Origin of the sequence: Streptomyces sp. BoleA5, assembly GCF_000373665.1 — a bacterium.
Classification (GTDB): domain Bacteria; phylum Actinomycetota; class Actinomycetes; order Streptomycetales; family Streptomycetaceae; genus Actinacidiphila.
The window spans coordinates 615,386-638,471 of sequence record NZ_KB892090.1 but is presented as its reverse complement, the minus strand read 5'-3'; the positions used below and the strand labels follow the sequence as shown (position 1 = coordinate 638,471).

Below are 23,086 nucleotides of genomic sequence, written 5' to 3'. Positions count from 1 at the left end.
GCTCAGGCCGCCCGAGGGGCGGCCTTCGGTGTTTGCGCGGCCGTCCCTTCCCTCGCCGAAGACCGGAAGGAACCGCCGTGGAGAACCACGACCCCAGCACCGCGCCCTTTGCCGCCGCGCTCGTCGAACGGCTGCTGGACCCCGCGTGCCCACCGTTCGCGCTGCTCAGGCGCAGAGCGCCGGGATGCGCCGCGGACAGCGTGGAAGTGCTGCTCGGCCCGGTCGGGACGGCCGAGCGGCTGACCGACATCGCGCTGCCCACCGGCGCCCCCGAGGGGGCCCGGCCCGCGCTCGACGCGCTGGCGCTGGTGCCGTACCGGCAGATCAGGGAGCGCGGCTTCGACGTGCGCGACGACGGGACGCCGCTGCTCGTGCTCCGCCCCCTGGAGACGTACGAGCTGCCGCTGCCCGAGCTCATGGCGGCCCTGCCCGCGCACGCGGTGCGCGTCGAGGGCGGGGCTTTCGACGTCGACGACGACACGTACGCCGGGATCGTGGAGCGCGTCATCGAGGACGAGATCGGACGCGGCGAGGGCGCGAACTTCGTCGTCCGGCGCACCTTCCGCGGCGATATCCCGGGGTTCGCGGCGGCGGACGCGCTCGCGCTGTTCCGCAGGCTGCTCGACGGCGAGCGCGGCGCCTACTGGACGTTCGTGGTGCGCACCCCCGAGCGGACCCTGGTCGGCGCGAGCCCCGAGGTGCACGTGCGGATGGCCGGCGGCACGGTCGTCATGAACCCCATCAGCGGCACCTACCGCTACCCCGCGCAGGGGCCGGACGCGGAGGGGCTGCTCGCCTTCCTGCGGGACGCGAAGGAGGTGGAAGAGCTGACGATGGTGGTCGACGAGGAACTCAAGATGATGTGCACCGTCGGCGACCTCGGCGGCGTCGTCGTCGGCCCGCGCCTGAAGGAGATGGCGCACCTGGCGCACACCGAGTACGAGCTGCGCGGCCGCAGCACCATGGACGTGCGGGACGTCCTGCGCGAGACGATGTTCGCCGCGACGGTCACCGGCTCGCCGGTGCAGAACGCCTGCCGGGTGATCGAACGCCACGAGCCGGGGGGCCGCGGCTACTACGCGGGCGCCCTCGCGCTGGTCGGGCGGGACGCGGGCGGCGCGCAGACCCTGGACTCCCCCATCCTGATCCGCACGGCCGACGTCGACGCCGCGGGCGGCCTGAAGGTCCCGGTGGGCGCGACGCTGGTACGCCGCTCCGACCCGTACGCGGAGGTCGCCGAGACACACGCCAAGGCGGCGGCCGTGCTGGCGGCGCTGGGGGTCCGGCCCGGACCGGAGCGGGGCCCGGCGGCGGACCGGCCGCGGCTCGGCGACGACATCCGGGTGCGGGCCGCGCTGGACGGGCGCCGCAGGAACCTGGCGCCGTTCTGGCTGCGGATGCGGACCGCCGAGCAGCCCCGCACGCTGTCCGGGCACGCCCTCGTGGTGGACGCCGAGGACACCTTCACCGCGATGCTCGCGCACGTACTGCGGTCGTCCGGGCTGGAGGTCACCGTGCGCCGCTTCGACGAGCCGGGGCTGCGCCAGGCCGCCCTCGCCCACCTCGGCCCGGTCGTCCTCGGCCCGGGCCCCGGCGACCCGTCCGACACCGGCGACCCCAAGATGGCGCTGCTGCGCGGGCTCACCGCCGAGCTCGTCCGCAGCCACCGGCACGGCCTGCTCGGGGTCTGCCTCGGCCACGAACTGATCGCCGCCGAGCTCGGCCTCGACATCGTCCGCAAGGACGTCCCCTTCCAGGGCGCCCAGACAGCGATCGACCTGTTCGGGCGGGCCGAGACCGTGGGGTTCTACAACTCCTTCACCGCCCGCTGCGACGACGCGACGGCGGAGGAACTGGCCATGCACCGGGTCGAGCTGAGCCGCGACCCGGTGACGGGCGACGTCCACGCGATGCGCGGCCCGGGCTTCGCGGGCGTCCAGTTCCACCCGGAGTCGGTGCTCACCCTGGGCGGCACGGCGATCGTGGCGGAGCTCCTGGCGGGGGTGACGGTCGCCGGGTAGCGACGGACGCTCGGGGCCGGGCGTCGCCGTCCGGCCCCGCGCCTCTTGAACGCGTTCAAGAAATCTGGACCGGAACTTGGAGTCCACTCGAACCCGTTCCCTCTCGCACGGAACGGGCCCGGGTCGCGGCGGTCATGCCCCTGATGCTCCTGCTCTCGCTCGTCGTGCTGCCCGTCCCGCCCGGGTCCTTCCTCGCCTGCGCCGTGGCGACGCACACCGAGGACTGCGGGCAGGTTGGGCGGTACGCGGGCGGGACCGTCCCCGCCGGGGCCACCGACGTCGCCTGCACCGCCACCGGCGGTCTTAACGACCAGGACCACGAGATCGACTTCCGCATTCCGCGCGAAGGCGCCGAGGAACGTCTGCTCGACGCCTTCCCGCGGCTGCGGCGGGAGAGCCTGTGCGCCGCCGACGCCTGCTTCCGCGTGCGTCCGGACGAGCCCGCGAGCAGGCGGCTGTGGGGCTACCTGGAGGCAACGGTGGAGTACGAAGGCGACCGGGCACACGTCCACGTCCTCGCCACGTGACGGGACCCCGGCGCGTCAGACCGCCGCCGCGGGAAGCTGGTGCGTCCGCGGGGTGACCGCGCGGGCACGGCGGGGGCGGGCGGCGGGGGCGGGATCGGACAGGGGGTCGGGAACGGCCGACAGGAGCGGGCCGACGAGGCCCAGCACCGCCGCCAGCATCTCCGGGCCCTCGTGCGTGCCGTCCACCACCAGGTCGGCCACCGCCCGGGAGGGCGCGACATGGGCGACGTGCCGGTCCCGGCCGCTCTGCAGATAGTTCAGCAGGGACAGCCGCGGGTCCTGGCGCTGGACCTCGATCTTGCGGAGGATCTTGCGGGCCAGCCGGACGTCGTCCGGGGCGTCCACGTACACCCGCCAGTCCGCGCGTTCCCGCACCGACGGCAGGGTCAGGGCGAAGAGTCCCTCGACCACCACCAGGCGGACGCCGGGCCGGGCCAGCGCCATGTCGATCGCGGCGCTGACGGCGGCCTCGTCGATGGAGCCGGGATGGTTCCAGTCGAGGATGGCGTGCCCGCCGGCGCTGACCGTCCACACGCCCCTGAGGGGATCGTGCGCGGGCACGTAGTAGTCGTCCAGATGGACCAGTGCGATGCTCTCGGGACACTGCAGCGACAGGGCCTCGGCAAGGGTGGACTTGCCGGATGCGGTGCCGCCTGCGACCGCCAGTACACCCGTCATTCCGGGCGCTCCTCATGTGCTCAAGGGGGATAGACGAAGCGGCCGGACAAGCCGGGTGCAGGGAATGTACGGCCGCGTGATCGCCCATGGCAAGCGGGGAAAGCGCAGACGGCGCCGAGGAAACGCCGTGTTTACCCGAAGAAGACTCCGGCCTCCGTGTAGAGCCGCGGGTCGACCGTCTTGAGCTGGGTCGTCGCGTCGCGGAGCGGGACGCGGACGATCTCCGTGCCGCGCAGGGCGACCATCTTGCCCCAGTCCTGGTCGCGGACCGCGTCGATGGCGTGCAGGCCGAAACGGGTCGCGAGCCAGCGGTCGAACGCGCTGGGGGTGCCGCCGCGCTGGACGTGGCCGAGCACGGTGGTGCGGGCCTCCTTGCCGGTGCGACGCTCGATCTCCTTGGCGAGCCACTCGCCGACGCCGGAGAGCCTCACGTGGCCGAAGGAGTCGAGCGTCTGGTCCTTGAGCACCATGTCGCCGTCCTTCGGCATGGCGCCCTCGGCGACCACGACGATGGGCGCGTAGCGGATCTTGAAGCGGCTCTCCACCCACGCGCAGACCTGGTCGAGGTCGAACCGCTGCTCGGGGATGAGGATGGCGTTGGCACCGCCGGCGAGGCCGGAGTGCAGGGCGATCCAGCCGGCGTGGCGGCCCATCACCTCGACGACGAGGACGCGCATGTGCGACTCGGCGGTGGTGTGGAGGCGGTCGATCGCCTCGGTGGCGATGTTGACGGCGGTGTCGAAACCGAAGGTGTAGTCGGTGGCCGCCAGGTCGTTGTCGATGGTCTTGGGCACGCCGACGCAGGGGACGCCGTACTCGTCCGACAGGGCGGTGGCGACACCGAGGGTGTCCTCGCCGCCGATCGCGACGAGGGCGTCGACCTCGTACTTGGCCAGGTTCTCCTTGACGCGGCGCACGCCGTTCTCCGCCTTGAGCGGGTTCGTGCGCGACGATCCGAGGATCGTGCCGCCGCGCGGGAGGATGCCGCGGACCGCCGGGATGTCCAGCGGCACGGTGTCGCCCTCGAGGGGGCCGTGCCACCCGTCCCTGAAACCGGTGAACTCGTATCCGTACTCCTGGACACCCTTGCGCACGATGGCACGGATGACCGCGTTGAGCCCGGGGCAGTCTCCGCCGCCGGTCAGCACGCCAACTCGCATGATCCATCCCTTCCCGTTCGCACCTTTTGCCTGCGTCCACGACGCTAGCGTGACCGGCGTCACAGGTGGGATGGGCCGTTCGATGAAATCCTTTGCGCCACGGGGATGTTGGCCCGCCGATTTCACCCTTCCGGGCGGCGTGCGGCGTGGGTGCGGGCGCCCCCGGGCCGATGGCGGCGCTACTCCTCGTCCAGGCCTCGTTCGATCGCGTAGCGGACGAGCTCCACGCGGTTGTGGAGCTGGAGCTTGCCGAGGGTGTTCTGGACGTGGTTCTGGACGGTGCGGTGGGAGATCACCAGCCGCTCGGCGATCTGCTTGTAGCTGAGTCCCTTGGCGACGAGCCGCAGGACCTCGGTCTCGCGGTCGGTGAGCCGGGGCGCCTCCGGGGTGTCGGACGCGGCGGGGGCGGGGTCGGAGGCGAGGCGGCGGTACTCGCCGAGGACCAGGCCGGCGAGGCCGGGGGTGAAGACGGGGTCGCCGACGGCGGTGCGCCGGACGGCGTCGAGGAGTTCCTCGCGGCCGGCGGACTTCAGCAGGTAGCCGGTGGCGCCGGACTTCACGGCCTCCAGGACGTCCGCGTGCTCACCGCTGGCGGAGAGCACCAGCACCCGCAGGGCCGGGTTGTCGGCGATGACGTCCTTGCAGACCTGGACGCCGGACAGACCGGGGAGGTTGAGGTCGAGGACGAGCACCTCGGGCATGGCCGCCCTGGCCCGCCGGACCGCCTCCGGACCGTCACCGGCGGTGGCGACCACCACGTATCCGGCCTCGGTGAGGTCGCGGGCGACCGCGTCCCGCCACATCGGGTGGTCGTCGACCACCATCACCTTCACGGCCATGACCCCAATCTCCTCCCTCATTTGGCGAGCCTCAACTCGACTTCTGTCCCCTGCCCGGGCACCGACACCAGTTCCGCCGTGCCGCCGAGGTCCCGGAGCCGGCCGCGGATGGACTGGGCGACCCCGAGCCTGCCCTCGGCCTCGGCGGCCGACAGGCGCCCCTCGGGGATGCCGGGGCCGTCGTCGCGGACGCTGACCAGCACGGCATCGGGTTCGTCCTCGACCAGGATCCAGGCGTGCGCGTCCTCGCCGGCGTGCCGGTGGACGTTCTCCAGGGCGGCGCCCACGGCGGCGGCGAGTTCGCGGGCGGCGCGGCCGGGGACGACGACCGGGGTGCCGGGGGCGGAGACGGTGACCCGGGCGCTGCCGTACGGGGTGAGCAGCGCGCGCAGGTCGCGGGGCGCGTCCGCGTCCTGCCCGGCGTCGCCTTCGGCGCCTGCGTCGTTGCCGGCGCGGGGGGACGGCAGGGCGGCGGCGCCGTCGATGACCAGCGTGCGCAGGGCGGCCTCCTGCTCGCCCGCCATCCGGCCGAGGGCCTCGGCCTCACCGCCGATCTCGGCCCCGCGCCGCTGCACCATGGCGAGCACCTGCAGCACGTTGTCGTGGATGTCGCGGGCCAGCCGCTCCCGCTCCCGGGTGGCGGCCTCGATCTGCAGGGCGCGGGCGAGGGTGCGCTCGCTGGCGCGGGCGACCTCGACGACGTACCCGATGGCGATGCTGGCGATGGCGACCAGCAGCACGTTGTGGAGGGTGTCGCGGGCCGGGGAGCCGCGTTCCACGATGTTGGCGCCGCCGACGAGGCAGGAGGCGGCGGCGGCCCAGCGCCAGCCGCCCTTGATGGCGAAGGCGAGCACGGAGCCGGCCGTCCAGATCGACGGCAGGGTGGGGCCGCCGTCGACGATGCGCTGGTGCGACTCGACGAGCGGGGTGATGAGGATGCCGGTGAGGGCGACGCCGAGGTCGGCGATGAGGAAGGGGCGGGTGCAGCGCTGGGGCGAGCTCACCTTGCCGACGGTGGCCAGCGTCCACACGGCGAGCACCGCCATGTAGGCCGCGCCCGCCAGGGGGTGTGCGTGCTCGTGGTAGGCGACGGCGTAGAGCCCGATGGCGTACGCGGCGGTCAGCACCCGGTAGCCGGTGAGGGCGCGCCACAGCGGCTGCTCGACCGACATGCGGGTGACGCGCGCCGGCCGCGCCGCGGGCGGCCCTCCGGTTCTCCCCCCGGCCATGGGCCGTCCCCCTGTTTCCCCCGGGCGTGTCCGGCTAGGACCCGCCGTGCTGCTGCTTCTTCGCCGCCTCGGCGATCTGCCGCTTGGCGGCGGTCGCGTAGATGTCCACGTACTCCTGGCCGGAGAGCTTCATGATCTCGTACATCACCTCGTCGGTGACCGAGCGCAGGATGAACCGGTCGTGCTCCATGCCCATGTAACGGCTGAAGTCCAGCGGCTTGCCGATCCGGATGCCGGGGCGCATCAGCTTGGGCATCACCTGGCCGGGCGGCTGGATCTTCTCCGTGTCGATCATGGCGACCGGGATCACGGGCGCGCCGGTGGCGAGCGCGATGCGGGCCAGGCCGCCGGGCTTGCCGCGGTAGAGCCGGCCGTCGGGCGAGCGGGTGCCCTCGGGGTAGATGCCGAAGAGCTCGCCGGCCTCGATGACCTTTATCCCGCTGTTGATCGCCGCCTCACCGGCGCCGCGAGCGCCGGAGCGGTCCACGGGGAGCTGGCCGACGCCCTTGAAGAAGGCGGCGGTGAGCTTGCCCTTGATGCCCGGCGTGGTGAAGTACTCGGCCTTGGCGATGAAGGTGACCTTGCGGTCGAGCACGGCGGGCAGGAAGAACGAGTCCGAGAAGGACAGGTGGTTGCTCGCCAGGATCGCCGGTCCCTGCTTGGGGATGTGCTCGAGGCCCTCCACCCACGGCCGGAACGCGGCTCGCAGGGGGTGGCCGATGGCGATCTTCATCACGCCGTACAACAACCGATGACCTCCTGTGTCTGACGGGAAGACCTTAACGCCAGATCCGCCGGTGCTCTCCCCCGGTGTCGGCCGTCCGCGTACTGTGAGGTATCGCTTTTCGCGCATTCCACCGAACAGGAGACGTACGGTGCCGCTGATGCCCGGAGCCGAGCCCTACCGCCAGGACGGCGGTGAGGTCGGCGTCCTGCTGTGCCACGGTTTCACCGGCACACCGCAGTCCATGCGGCCCTGGGCCGAGTACCTCGCCGAGCGGGGCCTGACCGTGTCCGTACCGCTGCTGCCGGGGCACGGCACGCGCTGGCAGGACATGCAGCTGACGGGCTGGGAGGACTGGTACGCGGAGGTCGACCGGGAATTCCGCGCGCTGTCCGAGCGCTGTGACCGCGTGTTCGTCTTCGGAATGTCGATGGGCGGGGCCCTGACCCTGCGGCTGGCCGCCCAGCACGGCGCCGCGGTCAGCGGCATCGCCCTGGTCAACCCCTCGGTGAAGGCCGACAGCCACCAGCTGAAGGCCGTCCCCCTGCTGCGCCACTTCGTCCCCTCGGTGCCGGGCATCACCAGCGACATCGCCAAGGAGGGCTCGAAGGAGGTCGGCTACGACCGCACCCCGCTGCGGGCGGTGCACTCGCTGAGCCGTTTCTGGAAGCTGGTACGGCACGGGCTGCCGCAGGTGACGCAGCCGCTCCTGCTGCTGCACAGCCGGGTCGACCACGTGGTGCACCCGTCGAACTCGGCGGTGGTGCTGAGCCGGGTGTCGTCGACGGACGTCACGGAGACGGTGCTGGAGCGCAGTTACCACGTGGCGACCCTCGATCACGACGCGGAGACGGTCTTCGAGCAGTCGTACGCCTTCGTGGAGCGGCTCTCGGGTGCGGGAGAGCGAGCGGACAAGGAGGACGCGGCCAGTGGCTGAGCCCGAGGAGGAGGAGCGTCAGGTGCCCGAGGGCGGCGAGCCGGAACGCGCGCCGCTGGACGAGGAGTCGGCGTGGGCCGAACTCGTCGCGGCGTACGGGAAGGACCCCGAGCCCGGAACGGGTTCCTGGCCGGCGGCCGAGGACGTCCCGGCGGCGGAGCGGGACGGCGAGGGCGGGTCGGACGGCGAGCGCGAGGGCGAGGGGAACGAGACGGCGGCGGACCCGTCCGCGGTGCCCTCGGCGCCGGACGCGACGCGCATCATCCTGCATCCCGTGCTGTCCGGTCCCCGTGACTACGAACTGGACGAGGACGCCGACGAGGGCCACTACGAGCCGCCGGAGCCGCCGCCGCTCCCGGAGGCGGACGTGACGACGAAGTTCGCCTGGCTCGCCGCGGTGGGCGGGCCGCTGCTGATCTTCGGATTCGTCCTCTTCCAGGAGCCGATGCCGTGGTGGGCCCTCACCGTCGGCATAGGCGGCTTCCTCGGCGGCTTCGCCACCCTGGTGACACGCATGCGGCCGGGCGGCGACGAGGACGACGACCTGCCGGGCGGCGGCGCCGTCGTCTGACGGACGCCGCCGTCAGGCGGACGCGGGCACCCTGAGGGCGGCCAGGACCGGGAGGTGGTCCGTGGCCGCCCTCAGGTCGTGGGCGGTGACGCCGGGCAGGCCGTGCGGGACCCCGCAGCCGAGGACCTCGACGCCCGGGGTCGTGAAGATCGCGTCGATCCGCTGGTGCGGGTCCTGCGGGGTGGAGGTGTACTCACCGCCCCACGGCCGGGCCGTCCAGGCGTCCTGCAGGTCGTCGGCGAGACGGCGGAACGTGCGGCCGTGGGGGCGGTCGTTGAGGTCGCCGCCGACGACCGCGTACGGCTCGCCCATCGCGGCGAGCCGGTCCAGCAGCATGCCGCCCTGGTCGTAGCGTTCGCGCGCCTGGAGCGAGAGGTGGCAGCTGACGACGGACAGGCGGGCGCCGCCGACGCGCACGACGGCGGTGGCGAAGCCGCGCCGGTGCAGGCCGGGTGTGCGGGGCAGCAGGACGTCCTCGGCGCGTTCGACGTGCACCCGCAGGGAGGACAGCACGAGGGGGCCGGTGGCGGTGGCCCCGCCGGTGACGGCGACCAGCCCCGAGGCCCGGGCGAGGCGGGCGACGGCCTTGCGCCAGCGGAAGAAGCGCGGTGCCTCCTGGATCAGCGCCAGGTCGGGGTCGCAGGCGCGGATCACCCGGGCGAGCGCGGCGGTGTCGTCGCGCATCGAGCGGATGTTGTAGCTCAGCACGCGGACGACGGCGGAGCCGTCCGGCTCCGTACGGGACGCCGGCAGCTCCGGCGTTCGGCCCTCGCTCACGGGGTCACTGTAGCGGCGGCGCGTTCACGCGGGGCGGACACGGTCGCACGGGGCGGGCGTGCCCGGCCGGGAAAGGCGGTGCCCCCGTCACTCCTGTGCGTGGAGTGACGGGGGCACCGGTGCCGTACGGGTGACCGCAGGGCCGGGTACTAGCCCTGGCGGGCGAGGTCGGCCGCGCCGACGAGACCGGCCTTGCCGCCGAGCTGCGCGGCGAGGACCTGGGCGTGCGGCCGGTACTGGCCGCCGACCAGCCAGCGGCGGAAGGACTTCCGGATGGGTTCGAGGACGAGTTCGCCCTCGTCGGAGACTCCGCCGCCGACGATGAAGGCGGAGGGGTCGAAGAGCGAGGCCAGGTCGGCGAGTCCGGCTCCGGCCCAGCGGGCGAGCTCGCGGAAGGAGTCGACGGCGACCTTGTCCCCGTCGCGCGCGGCGCGGCTGATGTGCTGGCCCTGGATGCCCTCGGGCGTGCCGTCGCCGAGCGACAGCAGCAGGGTGGCGTTCTCCGGTTGGGCGACGGCCCGCTGCTTGGCGTAGCGCACCAGTGCCCGGCCGGAGGCGTACTGCTCCCAGCAGCCCTGGCTGCCGCAGCCGCACAGCAGGCCGTCCGGCACCATGCGGATGTGGCCGAACTCCCCTGCCACACCGAAGCGGCCGCGGCGCAGCTTGTTGCCGATGATGATGCCGCCGCCGAGCCCGGTGCCCAGGGTGATGCAGATGACGTCGTCGTGGCCCTGGCCGGCACCGAACCGGTACTCGCCCCAGGCGGCGGCGTTGGCGTCGTTCTCGACGACGACGGGCAGTCCGACGCGCTGCTCGACCTTGTCCTTCAGCGGCTCGTGCCGCCAGCGGATGTTGGGCGCGAAGAGCACGGTGGCGCGCTTGTCGTCGACATAGCCGGCGGCGCCGATGCCGACGGCCTCGACCGTGTGGCCAGCACTGACGTCGTGCACCGCTGTCGCGATGGCGTCGACGACGCCCTCGGAGGTCTGCGGGGTCGGCACTTTGACGATTTCGAGAATCGAGCCTTCCTCGTCGACCACGCCGGCCGCGATCTTGGTGCCGCCGATGTCGACGCCGATGGTGAGTCCCATGTATCCCTCAGTATTCGGTCGAGCCCCGCTGCGTCCAACCGTACCGGAGGGCGGCCTGCGCCCTGTTCGGGCCCGATGTTCCGTGCCGGGTCCGTGTCGCGCCGTTCAGTCCAGGTCGATGCGCTCGCTGGGCGGGGTGTCCCCGCCGGAGGTCCAGCGGCGTTCCTGCCCGCTCACCGCGGCGCGGTAGGCGGCCAGGAGTTCGGCGCCCGCGGCGGCGAGGTGGTCGAAGACCTCGGGGTTGCGTTCGACGATCGGCTCCACGGCCTGTTTGACCTGGGAGATCAGCCCCTGCGCCGCCATCTCCGCGGCGGGGGTGCGAAGCATCGACAGTCGGTCGGTGACGGCTTCCGCGAGACGTCGCAGCTCCTCGCCGGCGCTGCCGGGGGTCTGGCCGCTCTGCTGCCGCCTGCGGGCGTTCTCGGCGGCGATGTCCTCCGCGCTCGCCTTGGCCCAGGCGTCGGAATCGGCGTCGGGGCGGCCCGCGCGGTCCGTTGATTCGCTCATGGTGGCTCCGTAAGGCTCCGGCTTGGTACCCACGACGGTACCCGAACAGGGGCGGCGCTTTCAGCGCTCAGCGGGGCCAAAGACCGGGATCCGGGGCGAACCGGACCTGCAGCGCGCCGTCGCGGAGCGCCGCACCGGCCACGGTGCAGCGGCGCAGCGCGGAGGGCAGCGGGAGGATGCGGCGGTATCCCTCGGCGTCGACGACGAGTTCGTCGCCGCGGCGTACGAGGTCGACGGTGTCGCGTGTCGCGCCCGGCAGCGGCAGCCGCCAGAGGAAGTGGCCCTCGGCGGCGAGCCGGTCCTCGGTGGTCCACGGCGGCGCGGCGGGCCCCTCGGGTGCGTCTGCGGGCGGCTGCGCGGCGAGGCGGGCGAGGTCCTCGGCGCCGCGGGGTTCGCGGCCGAGGTGGGGCAGTTCGTGGAGCGCGGTGGTGGTGCCGGCGAGTTCCGCGCGCAGGGCGCGCACTTCCTTGCGGCGGTGTCCCGCCAGTTCGGCCAGCCAGGGGTCGGGGGACCCGTCGGGCAGCAGGCGGTTGGCGACGACGGCTTCGAGGCGGTGGCCGTACAGGGCCAGTCCGGCGCGGGCCCGGCTCACGGCGCCGGCGGCGTGCGCGCCCGGGGCGACGACCAGCCGTACGGTCGTGGCGGCGTCCTCGATAACGGCCTGGGCGGCGGCCAGTTCCCGGTCGGCGCGGGCGGCGGCCTCGTAGGCCCAGGCGCCGGGCGCGGGGACGCCCGCGAGTTGCGCGAGGACGGGCCGCAGGGCGCGGGCGGCCTGCCGTTCCCGGGGGACGAGCCGGGCGATGTAGCGGCGCAGTTGCGCGGGCAGCGCGAGCGCGGCGAGGGCGCCGTGGACCGGTGGCAGGTCGACGACGACGAGATCCCAGCCGCCGGCGGTGTCCCGCAGGGCGCGCAGCAGCGCGAAGGCGTCCGCGCCGGGGAGTTCGGTCAGTTCCTCGGGGTCCAGCGGGGCCGCGCCGAGCAGGTCGAGAAGGGAGCCCAGGCGCTGCTGGACGGCCGCGGCGTCGGCCCGGAAGGCGGCGGCCGCGTCGATGCGCGCGGCCCACAGACCCGGTACGGACGCGACGGGGGCGAAGGACGGCACGGCCCCCTCGTCCGTCCGCGGACCGCCGCCGCCGGCCGGGGCGGGCACCGGGCCCAGCACCCTGTCGAGGGAGGCGTCGCGGTCGGCGGAGAGCAGCAGCACGCGCCGTCCGGGCGCGGCCGCGGCCACGGCCGTGGCGGCGGCGACCGTCGTGCGCCCGGCGCCGCCCGTGCCGGTGACCAGCAGCGTCCGCACGTCAGCCCTGGGACTCGACGCGCTTCTTCAGGCCGGCGAGGGCGCGGTCGATGATGACCTTCTCGGCCTTGCGCTTGATCATGCCGAGCATCGGGATCTTGACGTCGACGGTCAGCTGGTAGGTGACCTCGGTGCGCTTGCCGTCCTCCAGCGGGACCAGGATGTAGGCGCCGTCCAGGGTGCGCAGCATCTGGGACTTGACCAGCGTCCAGCGGACCTCGTTGTCGCCCGCCCAGGTGTAGGCGAGGGTGTGGTCGTCCTTGATGGCGCCCGCGTCGAGGAGGAGCCGGACCTGCTCGGCACGGCCGTCGGCGCCGGCGGAGAGGATCTCGGCCTCCTTCACCTCGCCGGTCCACTCCGGGTACCGGGCGAAGTCCGCGATGACGCCCATGACATCGGCCGGGGCCGCGTCGATGGTGATGCTCGACCTGGTGTGTTCCGCCATCGCCGTGGCCCCTCCGGGACGTCGCGTCGTACCTGCTGTTGTATGCCTGCCGGTGAAGGCTACCGCCTGGTCGGGCGGCCGCAGACCGCCGGGGCCGTCACCACCGCATCGCCCAGGGCGTTCGGGTGGAGTTGAAGTGGCCGACGTTGACGCATTCGGTCGGCCCCAGGCGCATCCGCGGCACGAGCGGCTGGTGGACGTGGCCGAAGAGCGCGTACTTGGGGCGCACCCGGCGGATCGCGTCGAGCAGGGCCTCGCTGCCGCGTTCGAGGCGGCGGGCGACGGTGTCGTAGCAGAGCTCGGGGACGGCGGGCGGGATGTGCGAGCAGAGCACGTCGACCTCGCCGAGGGCCTCCACCTTGGCGGCGTACGTCTCGTCGTCGATCTCGTACGGGGTGCGGTAGGGGGTGCGCAGCCCGCCGCCGACGAAGCCGAAGACCAGGCCGCCGATCTCGGTGGTGGTGCCGTCGAGCACCGTGGTGCCGGGCCGGGCGTACTCCGGCCAGAGCGCGGGGATGTCGACGTTGCCATAGGTGGCGTAGGTGGGGGTGGGGAAGGCGGCGAACAGCTCGGCGTACTGCCGGCGCACGGCGGACTCGATGGCGGTGCGCCGGTCGGTGCCGAGCCCCGACCACAGCTCGCGGTCGAGGGCGCGGGCCTCGTCCCAGCGCAGCGCGGTGCGCAGCCCGACCATGCGGGAGGCGTTCTCGGTGCCGAAGAGGTCGGGGAAGATGCCCCGCGAGTGGTCGGCGTAGTCGAGGAAGAGGATCAGGTCGCCGAGGCAGATCAGCGCGTCGGCGCCGTCGCCGGCCCTGGCGAGGGCATCTGAGGCGCCGTGGACGTCGCTGACGACATGGACCCGCATGACGATCACTCTAGGACGCGGCGGACGGCGTTGGGGAGGGCACACCGGGGCCCCGGTTACCTGCGGGTCACAGGGGTGCTCGACTAGGCTTCCGGCCAGTGGATCCGCACTGTGCCGCAGCGGGCATCCGGCGTGTGACGACGGTGTGACACACAAAACATCTACACGGCACCCCCTACCGCAGAAGCTTTACCGGTGGGTAACGTCCAGGCCGTCCGTTCCACGCTCAACCATGCAGTGGACGCAGCCAGCACCGCCGCCGGCGCCGATGAGGAGCAGCAGTTTGCGCGAGTTCAGCCTTCCGGCTCTCTATGAGGTCCCCGCGGACGGGAACCTGACGGATCTCATCCGGCGCAACGCCGCGCAGCATCCCGACGTTCCCGTCATCGCCCGGAAGACCGCGGCCGGCGACTGGGCGGACGTCACCGCCACCGCCTTCCTCGCCGAGGTCCGCGCCGCCGCCAGGGGCCTGATCGCCTCGGGCGTGCAGCCCGGCGACCGGGTGGCCCTGATCTCCCGCACCCGCTACGAGTGGACCCTCCTCGACTTCGCCGTCTGGACCGCGGGCGCGGTCACCGTGCCGGTCTACGAGACCTCCTCTGCCGAGCAGATCGAGTGGATCCTCGGTGACTCCGGCGCCGTCGCGGCCGTCGTGGAGAACGAGGCCCACGAGAAGTCGGTGGAGTCGGTGCGCGACCGCCTGCCGCAGCTCAAGCACGTGTGGCGGATCGAGGCGGGCGCGGTCAAGACCCTCGGCGCGGCCGGCACGGACGTCGCCGAGGCGACGCTGGACGAGCGCAGCGCCTGGGCCAGGGCGGACTCCCCGGCCACCATCGTCTACACCTCGGGCACCACCGGCCGCCCCAAGGGCTGCGTGCTCACGCACCGCGCGTTCTTCGCCGAGTGCGGCAACGTCGTGGAGCGCCTGAAGCCGCTCTTCCGCACCGGCGACTCCTCGATACTGCTCTTCCTGCCGCTCGCGCACGTCTTCGGCCGGCTGGTCGAGGTCGCCGCCGTCATGGCACCGATCAAGCTCGGGCACGTCAGCGACACCAAGAACCTCACCGGCGAACTGGCCGCCTTCCGGCCGACGCTGCTGCTGGGCGTGCCGCGCGTGTTCGAGAAGGTCTACAACTCCGCGCGCGCCAAGGCCCAGGCCGGCGGCAAGGGGAAGATCTTCGACAAGGCCACCGACGTGGCGATCGAGTACAGCCGTGCGCTGGACTCGGCGAGCGGTCCCGCGCTCGGCCTGAAGTTCAAGCACAAGGTCTTCGACCGGCTGGTCTACGGCAGACTGCGCGCCGTGCTCGGCGGCCGCGCCGAGTACTCGATCTCCGGCGGGGCGCCGCTGGGCGAGCGGCTGGGCCACTTCTACCGCGGCATCGGCTTCACCGTGCTGGAGGGCTACGGCCTGACCGAGTCCTGTGCGGCCACCGCCTTCAACCCCTGGGACCGCACCAAGATCGGCACCGTCGGCCAGCCGCTGCCCGGCTCCACGGTCCGCATCGCCGACGACGGCGAGGTCCTGCTCCACGGCGAGCACCTGTTCTCCGGGTACTGGAACAACGAGGCGGCCACCGCCGAGGCCGTCACCGACGGCTGGTTCCACACCGGCGACATCGGAACGCTGGACGAGGACGGCTACATCACCATCACCGGCCGCAAGAAGGAGATCATCGTCACCGCGGGCGGCAAGAACGTCGCCCCGGCCGTGATCGAGGACCGGATCCGCGCCCACGCGCTGGTCGCCGAGTGCATGGTGGTCGGCGACGGCAAGCCCTTCATCGGCGCGCTGGTCACCCTGGACGAGGAGTTCCTGCCCCGCTGGGCCGAGCAGCACGGCAAGTCCGGCCGCGGCGTGGCGGAACTGCGCGAGGACCCCGAACTGCTGGCCGAGGTGCAGTCGGCGGTCGACGACGGCAACGCCGCGGTGTCCAAGGCGGAGGCGGTGAAGAAGTTCCGCGTCCTGGCGACGCAGTTCACGGAGGAGTCCGGTCACGTGACGCCCTCGCTGAAGCTCAAGCGCAATGTGGTGCTGCGGGACTTCGCGGACGAGATCGCCGCGATCTACGGCGGGTGAGCCCGCGCTGACGGGCCCCACCGAAGTTGCCGGTGGCCGCCGTACGCCTCGCGCGGACGGCGGCCACCGGCGTTACCAGGTGATGCCGTCCTGGGCCAGGACCCTGGCCATGGTGCGCTCGGCCAGGGCGGTGATGGTGACGAACGGGTTGACCCCGATGGAGCCGGGGACGAGCGAGCCGTCGACGACGTACAGGCCGTCGTAGCCCTTCGCGCGGCCATAGGCGTCGGTGGCCCCACCGAGGACGCAGCCGCCCAGCGGGTGGTAGCAGAAGTCGTCGGCGAAGACGTGGTTGCCGCCCAACAGGTAATAGCGGTAGATGGTGGCGCTGGCCCGGTTGGCGCGGTCGCGGATGGTCTTCGCGGCGGCGACGGAGGGCTGGTTCCGGGAGCGGCTCCAGGTCTGCAGGGCGGCCATGCCCAGCACCTGACGGCGCGTCAGGTTTGCTGTCCGGGGGCGCATCATGGGCGGCAGATTCCGCCCATACCGTGCGCACACGGTCTTTTACAAGAGGGCCTTGAGCCGCCCGGCGAGCAGATCCCACCGCCAGGCGTCCTCCACCCACTTGCGCCCGCGCTCGCCCATCCGGCGCCGCAGCTCCGGGTCGTCCAGCAGCGCCAGGATCCGCTCGGCGGCCTCCCCGGGCTCCCCGCCGCGCACCACCCAGCCGGTCTCGCCGTCCAGCACCGCGTCCGGCGCTCCGCCGGAGTCGCCCGCGACGACCGGCAGCCCGGTGGCCGAGGCCTCCAGGTAGACGATGCCGAGGCCCTCGACGTCCAGCCCGCCGCGGCGCGTGCGGCACGGCATGGCGAAGACGTCGCCGGCGCCGAAGTGCGCGGGCAGCTCCTGCCAGGGCACGGCCCCGGTGAACCGCACCGACTCCGCCACCCCGGTCCGCTCGGCGAGCCGCTTCAGGTCGTCCGCGTACGGGCCGCCGCCCACGACCAGCAGGACGGCGTCCGGCTGGGCGGCCAGGATCCGCGGCATCGCCTCGATGAGGGTGTCCTGGCCCTTGCGCGGCACCAGGCGGGAGACGCAGACGACCACGGGCCGGTCGGTGAGCCCGAGCCGGGCGCGCACCGCCTCGCCGCCGGAGGCCGGGTGGAAGGTCTTCTCGTCCACGCCCGGCGGGAGCTGCACCATGCGCCCGGCGGCCTCGGGCGTCAGCGCCCGGGCGATCCGGGAGCGGGTGTACTCGCCCAGATAGGTGATCGTGTCGGTGCCCTCGCCGATCCGCCGCAGCAGCGTACGGCTCGCGGGCAACTGCGCCCACCCCGCCTCGTGCCCGTGGGTCGTCGACACCAGCCGGCGCGCCCCCGCCTTGCGCAGCGCGGGCGCCATCAGCCCGAGCGGGGCCGCCGCCCCGAACCACACCGATGTGCAGCCGTGTTCGCGCAGGAGCGCGGCGGCCCGCCGGGTCACCCTCGGGGTCGGCAGCAACATCGTCGTACGATCACGTACGACCGGGAAGGGCTGCTCGGCGTCGAACGCGGCGACCTCGGAGCCGTCCCGCCAGGTCGACGCGTACACCACCACCCGGCCGGGATCGAGGCGCAGCGCCATGCTGTGCACGAACGCCTGGATGCCACCGGGACGTGGCGGGAAGTCGTTGGTGACGATCAGGGTCTTGTCCATACGTCGCCGAGGGTATCCGGTGCGGTCCGCGGCAACCGACCGCGGTACCCGGCGCGTCTAAGCTCCACACGCCTGTCCACAGGTGAGACCGGCATCGTGCATCATCACAGCAGAACCGATTCGACGAGGTGGACATGGCAGGCGACAGCGGCAAGCGGCTCCCGGTCGGGCCGGTCCTCGCCTGGGTGGCCACCAGGGTCCTGCTGCTGCTCTACGTCTTCAAGGTGCTCAGCCTGTCCCCGCTGGACGTGACCACCGACGTCTCGGTGATCTACCACGGCTGGTACGAGGTCCTGCAGAGCGGCGCCTTCCCCCACCACGACGTCACCTGGCAGTACCCGCCCGCCGCCGCGCTCGCGGTGCTCTCCCCCGCGATACTGCCCTTCCTCGACTACGCGACCGCCTTCTTCTGGCTCGCCTGCGCCGCCGACCTCGTCGCCTTCGCGCTGCTGCTGCGCGGTTCGCGCGGCGAGGGGCGGCGGCCGGCCGGTGCGTATGTGTGGGTGCTGGGCGTGCCGCTGCTGGGGCCGACCGCGTACGCGCGCTACGACGTCATGGTCACCGCCGTCGCCGTGGCCGCGCTGCTGGCGACGGTGCGCCGTCCCAGGGTCGCGGGCGCGCTGATCGCGTTCGGCGCGATGCTCAAGGTCTGGCCGGTGCTGCTGCTCACCGGGGTCCGCGACCGCCGGATCTGGGCGGCGGCCGCGGCCGGGGCGGGCGTCCTCGCCCTGGGCTTCTGGCTGTGGATGCCGGGGGCCTTCGCCTTCCTGCGCTTCCAGGGCGAGCGGGGCACCGAGGTGGAGTCCCTGGGCTCCCTGGTCTTCCACATCGCCCGGCACCACGGCTGGGAGGGCCAGGTGCTGCTGAACTACGGCTCCGTGGAGTTCCTCGGGCCCTACGTGGGCCTGGTCAGCGACATCGCGCTCGGGCTGACCGCGGTGGCCTTCGGCTGGCTGCTGCTGTGGCGGCTGCGGGCGCGGACGTACGGCCCGCAGACGGCCTTCGACGCGGCGTTCACCGCGGTGCTGCTGTTCACCACGACCAGCCGGGTGATCAGCCCGCAGTACATGATCTGGCTGATCGGCCTGGCGGCCGTCTGCCTCACGCTGCGGGCCAGTGTGATGGTGCTGCCCTCGGTGCTGGTGCTGGCGGCGACGGTGCTCACCCTGTACGAGTTCCCGGTGCGCTTCGCCGACGTCGTCGGCAGCACCGACCTCGGCATCACGCTGCTGCTGCTCCGCAACGGACTGCTGGTGGCCGCCTCGGTCATCGCCTGCCGCCGGCTGTGGGTGGCCTCGGCCCGTCTGCCGTCGAGGCCGCGCAGGGCGTCCGAGACGCGTCTGCCGGAGCACGACCAGGACGCCGAGAAGCTGCTGACCTGGTGAAGGCCGCCGTCACGGCCAGGCACTGCAGTCCCGCGGCCACGGCCATCGCCACGCCGACGCCCACGAGCCCCAGCCCGGCCGGGACGGCGAGCGCGTAGGCGAGCGGCAGCTGCACCGCCGTACCGACCAGGGTCACCCGGACCAGCAGCGCGGCCCCGCCGCCGCCCTGGAGGACACCGCCCGGCGCGATGAAGCACGCCAGCAGCACCAGGTAGGGCCCCAGGGTGCGCAGAAACGCCGTTCCTGCAGAGGCCACGCCGGGCTCCGCACCGAAGGCTGCCATGATCCAGGGCGCGGCGGGCTGCAGCACGACCGCCGCGAGGAGTCCCAGGCCGGCGCCGAGCAGCAGTGCCTGGCGGCCGATCGCGCGCCGTTCGTCGCGGCCGGCGCCCAGGTGGTAGGCGGTGTGGATGGACGCCGCCTGGCGTACGGCGTAGAAGCCCATCGTCGCCACGTACACCGCCTTGGTCGCGATCCCGTACGCCGCGACCCGGTCGACGCCCAGCCGGGCCACGATCGCCACCAGGGTGAGCGTGCCGGCCATCCGGACGAGGAAGTCCGCCGCCATCGGCGCCCCCGTCACGGCGGTACGGCGCAGCGCGGCCGCCACCGGCTCGGCGGGCGGGACGGTCGCGGCCCGCCGCACCAGGGGGTTGCGGCGCAGCAGCGCCAGCCCGGCGGCCAGGGCCGCGCCGCGGCCCGCTACGGTGGCCACGGCCGCGCCCCGCACCCCGAGGGCGTGGATCAGGAACGGGTCGAGGAGCAGGATCAGCCCGTTGGCGAGCAGGGCGAGCCGCATCGGGGTACGGGTGTCGCCCGCGCCCTTGAAGACGCCGTCCAGGGTGTTCTGGGCGTAGAACACCGCGGTGCCGGGGAGCGAGACCGCGAAGTACCCGGCCGCGAGGCGGACGGCCGCCGGGTCGCCGTGCCCGCCGAGCAGCAGGGCCGCCAGCGGCTCCCGGCACAGGAATCCGCCGACGGCGACCGCCGGGGCCAGCAGCGCGCACAGCGCCCAGCCGCCGCGCACCGCCGCCCCGACCGCCGCCGGGTCCCGCGCCCCGACGGCCCGGGAGACCAGCACCGTCGTCCCCTGCGCGGCCATCAGCACGACTCCGAGCAGCACGTTCTCGGTGTTCGTGGCCACCGCCACGGCCGCGACGGCCGCTGCCCCGCCGCCGAGCCGGGCCACCCACAGCACGTCGATGATCCCGGCGACGACGCCGGCGAGCAGTTCCAGGTAGACCGGGCCCGCCAGCGCGGCCAGTCGGGCGCGGTGCGTCATGGTTTCCCTCCCCCGAACGGGTACCTCGTTTCGAGATACCGCGTTTAGAGGTACCATCATGGGCACTGCACTGACAAGTCCGAACGCATGATCGGGAAAGGTGGCGAACAGTGCTGGAGCTCACCATCCTGGGCTTCCTCTACGAGGAATCCCTGCACGGCTACGAGCTCAAGGAGCGCATCGCCGCACTCAACGGCCACGTCCGCCCCGTCAGCGACGGCGCGCTCTACCCGGCCATCAACCGCCTCACCGCGGCCGGGCTGGTCGGCCAGCACACCGAGCCCGGCGTCGGAGCCGCCCCGCGCCGCGTGCTCTCGCTCACCGACGCCGGGCGCACACGGCTGCTCGCCCGGCTCCGCGACCCCAAGCCGATCGAGATCACCGACGCCACCCGCTTCTTCGCCGTGCTGGCGTTCCTGAGACACCTCCCCGACACCACGGCCCAGGCCGGGGTGCTGCGGCGCCGCCTGGAGTTCCTGGAGACCCCGGCCAGCTTCTTCTACGACCGCGGAAAGCCCGTGCGCGCCGAGGACACGGGCGACCCCTTCCGCCAGGGCATGCTCCGCATCGCCCGCGCCACGGGTCGCGCGGAGCGCGAGTGGCTCACGGAGGCCCTGGCGGAGCTCACCGCCTGAGCCGGGTCCGGGCGAGGCCCGCGCGCGGTCCGGGCTGCCCGCCCGGGGAGGCGAGCGGTCCCGCGCAGGCTGCGCGGACGGCCCGCCAAGGGCGACCCGCGCACCGGGCTAACCCGCGGCGGCCGCGAAGGCGCGGGCGGCGGCGATGCGCTGGACCGCGGTGGGGTGCGTGCCGAAGAGGACGTGCAGAAGGCGCGGGGGGTCGGGGTCGGAGACGTTGGTGACGGTGAGCCGGCGCTGCATGGCGATGAACCGCTCGGCGTCCCCGGTGAGTTCCAGCGCGTGCGTGTCCGCCCGCCGTTCGACGCGCCGGCTCAGCGCGCAGCCGAACGGCCCGGCGCACGCCGACAGCACCGCCGCCACCGCCGCCAGCAGGAACAGCCCGCGCGGGTCGTCCGTGCCGTGGGAGGAGGCGGCCATGACGGCGGAGAGCACGCACACCCCCGCTCCCGCGCCGAGGGCGCCGAGCAGGGTGCCGCGCGGCACGTCGCGGTGCTTGACGTGTCCCAGTTCGTGGGCGACGACGAGTTCGACCTCGGCCGCCGGGGCCGTGCCGAGCAGCGTGTCGTAGGCGACGATCCGACGGGTGCGCCCGAAGCCGGAGACATAGGCGTTGAGCGCCGTCGTGCGCCGGGACGCGTCGGCGACGAGCACCGCCCGTACGGGGATCCGGTCCCGCTCGGCCAGCGCCAGCAGCGCGTCGCGCAGGGGCCCGTCCTCCATCGACCGGAAGCGGTTGAAGAGCGGCTCCAGCACGACCGGGGCGAGCCAGGACAGCACGACGGCCGCACAGACGGCGCCCAGGGCCGCCCAGGCCCAGCCGAGGCCGTAGTAGCCGTACAGCGCGGCCAGCACGAGCGGAACGGAGACGAGCAGCCCGCGCAGGACGTCGACGGCCCAGCCGCCCCAGCCCTGCGTGACGAGCCCGTAGCGCCGCCGGATGACGCGGACCCGGGCGGAGAACGGCAGGGTGACCGCCTGCTGGAGCAGCACCAGCAGCAGGCCGCCGACCAGCACGCGCAGGGCCCGGGCGTCGCCGAACAGCCCGGTGAGGGCGGCGCCCGCGGGGGTCAGCCCCAGCACCAGCAGAAGTGCGAGCCCGGCGAGGCGGCCGCCGAGCAGGAAGGGCAGCTGCGCGCGGCGCAGGGCCCTGCCGCGGGCGGTCTCCTCCGGTGTGAAGTCCCCGTCCGTGCCGCTCATCCCAACTCCCCCTCGACGTAGGCCCGCCAGCGCTCGGTGAGGGTGTCCTCGTCGATGCCGAGCGTGCCGCGCAGATCCGCACCGGAACGGTACAGCGCGACCAGCCGGTCGGCGCCCCAGGTGTCGGCGATGAGCCGGCAGGCCAGCCAGGCGCCTTCGTACGCCTGGGCCTGCGTGGTCGCGCCGGGCGCGAAGTCGGCGTCCGCGGGGAGGTGGCCGGGCGGGCCCGAGGCCGTGACCTCGCGGCGCAGCTCGGGTGCCAGGCTCGCCGCCGTACGGCCGGAGTCCCGGTAGGCGACCCAGTCGGCGAAGCCCTCGGAGAGCCACATGGGGGTGCGGGAGGTCGTCGCGGCGCGCGTGGCGACGTGGGTGGTCTCGTGGGTGAGCACGACCTGGCGGCCGAAGGCCGACAGCCCGGCGAAGGCCTCGGGGTTGACGATGACGCGTCCGGCGGGGGCGGTCCCGCTGCCGCCGGCCTCCCCGGTGGTGACGGCCGCGACGCCCGCGTAGGTCTCCGCCGGGGCGTCCAGCAGCTCGCCCATGCCCCGCAGCGAGGAGGGCACCTCCAGCACCACCCGTCCGGTCCACCCCTTCCCGCCCCAGGCCCGCCGCACCTGGGGGACGGCCCGGTCCGCGTCGGTGGCGTACCCGGCCAGCTCCTCGCGGTCGCCGGTGCCGAGGACGAGGCTGTGGCCGCCGCGGACGACGTGCAGCGTCCCCTGCTCCCACAGCAGGCCGCCCGGGTCGCCGTCGCCGGCCACCCGCCACCGTCCGCCGCCGTCGGTGCGCAGCAGCAGGGACTCGTCCGTGGTGACCGGGGCGCTGTCGTAGCCCTTGAGGCGGTAGCGCAGCTCGACGCGGGCGGTCACCGGGTCGGCGCCCTCCGTGGAGACCAGCCGGTACGACCAGGAGGCGAGCGGGAGCTCCCGGAGGTTGCGGAAGACCCGGCGTTCGACCTCGCGCCGGGCGGGCGTCACATCGGCCAGATACGCCTTCTCGTCACGGTCCAGGACCGCGTCGGCCCGCCGTTCCAGCAGTTGCCGGACGACCGGGTCCCCGGGGCCCGACTGCTCCGCCGCACCGCCGCCCGAGGGGCCGCAGCCCGCGAGGAGCACCGCCGCGGCGCACAGCGCGGCGGCCGCGGCGCGGGTCGGTGAGCGGAAGAGGGCCACGCCGCCGATCGTACGGTCCCGGCGGCGAC

At 73.7% G+C, this 23,086-nt stretch carries 22 protein-coding genes and 1 pseudogene; 7 read left to right on the top strand and 16 right to left on the bottom strand.

Going from position 1 to position 23,086, the window contains the following annotated elements; genetic code table 11:
• The first annotated feature begins 77 nt into the window (after positions 1–77).
• Both B085_RS0102970 and B085_RS0102965 read left to right on the top strand, forming a co-directional pair.
• On the top strand, positions 78–2,021 hold the full coding sequence (locus B085_RS0102970; RefSeq protein ID WP_018557071.1) for a phenazine-specific anthranilate synthase component I: 1,944 nt from the start codon (positions 78–80) through the stop codon (positions 2,019–2,021).
• A gap of 134 nt (positions 2,022–2,155) precedes the next feature.
• Positions 2,156–2,548: a hypothetical protein gene (locus B085_RS0102965; protein ID WP_018557070.1), complete on the top strand. Its 393-nt coding sequence runs from the start codon at positions 2,156–2,158 to the stop codon at positions 2,546–2,548.
• 15 nt (positions 2,549–2,563) lie between these two features.
• On the opposite strand, the gene B085_RS41000 is transcribed toward B085_RS0102965, so the two are convergent.
• The 5 genes from B085_RS41000 to B085_RS40995 all read right to left on the bottom strand — a co-directional run bounded on the left by B085_RS41000 (position 2,564) and on the right by B085_RS40995 (position 7,202).
• Complete coding sequence (locus B085_RS41000; RefSeq protein WP_018557069.1) at positions 2,564–3,226, bottom strand: uridine kinase family protein; 663 nt, start codon at positions 3,224–3,226, stop codon at positions 2,564–2,566.
• Positions 3,227–3,357: 131 nt separating this feature from the next.
• The gene (locus B085_RS0102955) at positions 3,358–4,386 is read right to left on the bottom strand and encodes a 6-phosphofructokinase (protein WP_026250622.1); all 1,029 of its coding nucleotides are present in this window, start codon (positions 4,384–4,386) and stop codon (positions 3,358–3,360) included.
• Between the two features lie 179 nt (positions 4,387–4,565).
• Positions 4,566–5,225, bottom strand: coding sequence for a response regulator (locus tag B085_RS0102950; protein WP_018557067.1), 660 nt, complete (start codon positions 5,223–5,225; stop codon positions 4,566–4,568).
• 17 nt (positions 5,226–5,242) lie between these two features.
• A complete protein-coding gene (gene macS, locus B085_RS0102945) occupies positions 5,243–6,397 on the bottom strand; it encodes a MacS family sensor histidine kinase (protein WP_018557066.1) in 1,155 nt (384 codons plus the stop codon).
• A 91-nt stretch (positions 6,398–6,488) separates the two neighbouring features.
• Positions 6,489–7,202, bottom strand: a complete 714-nt coding sequence (locus B085_RS40995) for a lysophospholipid acyltransferase family protein (RefSeq protein ID WP_106434813.1) — start codon at positions 7,200–7,202, stop codon at positions 6,489–6,491.
• Between the two features lie 127 nt (positions 7,203–7,329).
• Between B085_RS40995 and B085_RS0102935 the strand changes: the two genes are divergently transcribed.
• Entirely contained in the window at positions 7,330–8,115 is a 786-nt protein-coding gene (locus tag B085_RS0102935) for an alpha/beta hydrolase (RefSeq protein ID WP_018557064.1), read from the top strand.
• Positions 8,108–8,686 carry a hypothetical protein gene (locus B085_RS0102930; protein WP_018557063.1) on the top strand — a complete coding sequence of 193 codons (579 nt, stop codon included), beginning with the start codon at positions 8,108–8,110 and terminating at the stop codon, positions 8,684–8,686. The genes B085_RS0102935 and B085_RS0102930 overlap by 8 nt, the downstream gene beginning before the upstream one ends.
• Positions 8,687–8,698: 12 nt before the next feature.
• Here the strand turns inward: B085_RS0102930 and B085_RS0102925 are convergent, their stop codons facing one another.
• From B085_RS0102925 to B085_RS0102900, 6 genes are all read right to left on the bottom strand, one after another.
• The gene (locus B085_RS0102925; protein WP_018557062.1) at positions 8,699–9,463 is read right to left on the bottom strand and encodes an endonuclease/exonuclease/phosphatase family protein; all 765 of its coding nucleotides are present in this window, start codon (positions 9,461–9,463) and stop codon (positions 8,699–8,701) included.
• Between the two features lie 149 nt (positions 9,464–9,612).
• Entirely contained in the window at positions 9,613–10,554 is a 942-nt protein-coding gene (locus tag B085_RS0102920) for an ROK family glucokinase (RefSeq protein ID WP_018557061.1), read from the bottom strand.
• Positions 10,555–10,659: 105 nt separating this feature from the next.
• The gene (locus tag B085_RS0102915) at positions 10,660–11,061 is read right to left on the bottom strand and encodes a DUF5304 family protein (protein WP_018557060.1); all 402 of its coding nucleotides are present in this window, start codon (positions 11,059–11,061) and stop codon (positions 10,660–10,662) included.
• Positions 11,062–11,128: 67 nt separating this feature from the next.
• Positions 11,129–12,358 (bottom strand): ArsA family ATPase, encoded by a 1,230-nt coding sequence (locus B085_RS0102910; RefSeq protein WP_018557059.1) that lies wholly within the window; start codon positions 12,356–12,358, stop codon positions 11,129–11,131.
• Between the two features lies 1 nt (position 12,359).
• Complete coding sequence (locus B085_RS0102905) at positions 12,360–12,803, bottom strand: SRPBCC family protein (RefSeq protein WP_018557058.1); 444 nt, start codon at positions 12,801–12,803, stop codon at positions 12,360–12,362.
• Positions 12,804–12,900: 97 nt separating this feature from the next.
• Positions 12,901–13,668 (bottom strand): metallophosphoesterase family protein, encoded by a 768-nt coding sequence (locus tag B085_RS0102900; RefSeq protein ID WP_037731115.1) that lies wholly within the window; start codon positions 13,666–13,668, stop codon positions 12,901–12,903.
• A 283-nt stretch (positions 13,669–13,951) separates the two neighbouring features.
• Between B085_RS0102900 and B085_RS0102895 the strand changes: the two genes are divergently transcribed.
• Positions 13,952–15,748: an AMP-dependent synthetase/ligase gene (locus tag B085_RS0102895; protein ID WP_018557056.1), complete on the top strand. Its 1,797-nt coding sequence runs from the start codon at positions 13,952–13,954 to the stop codon at positions 15,746–15,748.
• A gap of 72 nt (positions 15,749–15,820) precedes the next feature.
• Here B085_RS0102895 and B085_RS0102890 read toward each other — a convergent pair.
• Both B085_RS0102890 and B085_RS0102885 read right to left on the bottom strand, forming a co-directional pair.
• A pseudogene (locus B085_RS0102890) lies at positions 15,821–16,147 on the bottom strand (GMC oxidoreductase); the annotation flags it as partial.
• 105 nt (positions 16,148–16,252) lie between these two features.
• Positions 16,253–17,383 (bottom strand): glycosyltransferase family 4 protein, encoded by a 1,131-nt coding sequence (locus B085_RS0102885; RefSeq protein ID WP_018557054.1) that lies wholly within the window; start codon positions 17,381–17,383, stop codon positions 16,253–16,255.
• Between the two features lie 134 nt (positions 17,384–17,517).
• Between B085_RS0102885 and B085_RS0102880 the strand changes: the two genes are divergently transcribed.
• Entirely contained in the window at positions 17,518–18,768 is a 1,251-nt protein-coding gene (locus tag B085_RS0102880; RefSeq protein ID WP_018557053.1) for a glycosyltransferase family 87 protein, read from the top strand.
• Here the strand turns inward: B085_RS0102880 and B085_RS46450 are convergent.
• Positions 18,650–20,050: an MATE family efflux transporter gene (locus B085_RS46450; protein WP_026250620.1), complete on the bottom strand. Its 1,401-nt coding sequence runs from the start codon at positions 20,048–20,050 to the stop codon at positions 18,650–18,652. The genes B085_RS0102880 and B085_RS46450 overlap by 119 nt on opposite strands.
• Positions 20,051–20,160: 110 nt before the next feature.
• On the opposite strand from B085_RS46450, the gene B085_RS0102870 reads away from it, so the two are divergent.
• Complete coding sequence (locus tag B085_RS0102870; protein ID WP_018557050.1) at positions 20,161–20,685, top strand: PadR family transcriptional regulator; 525 nt, start codon at positions 20,161–20,163, stop codon at positions 20,683–20,685.
• Positions 20,686–20,793: 108 nt separating this feature from the next.
• Here B085_RS0102870 and B085_RS0102865 read toward each other — a convergent pair whose 3' ends face one another.
• Both B085_RS0102865 and B085_RS40990 read right to left on the bottom strand, forming a co-directional pair.
• Positions 20,794–21,885 (bottom strand): M48 family metalloprotease, encoded by a 1,092-nt coding sequence (locus tag B085_RS0102865; RefSeq protein WP_018557049.1) that lies wholly within the window; start codon positions 21,883–21,885, stop codon positions 20,794–20,796.
• Positions 21,882–23,057 carry a hypothetical protein gene (locus tag B085_RS40990; protein ID WP_018557048.1) on the bottom strand — a complete coding sequence of 392 codons (1,176 nt, stop codon included), beginning with the start codon at positions 23,055–23,057 and terminating at the stop codon, positions 21,882–21,884. Before B085_RS40990 ends, B085_RS0102865 begins: the two co-directional genes overlap by 4 nt.
• Positions 23,058–23,086 lie beyond the last annotated feature (29 nt).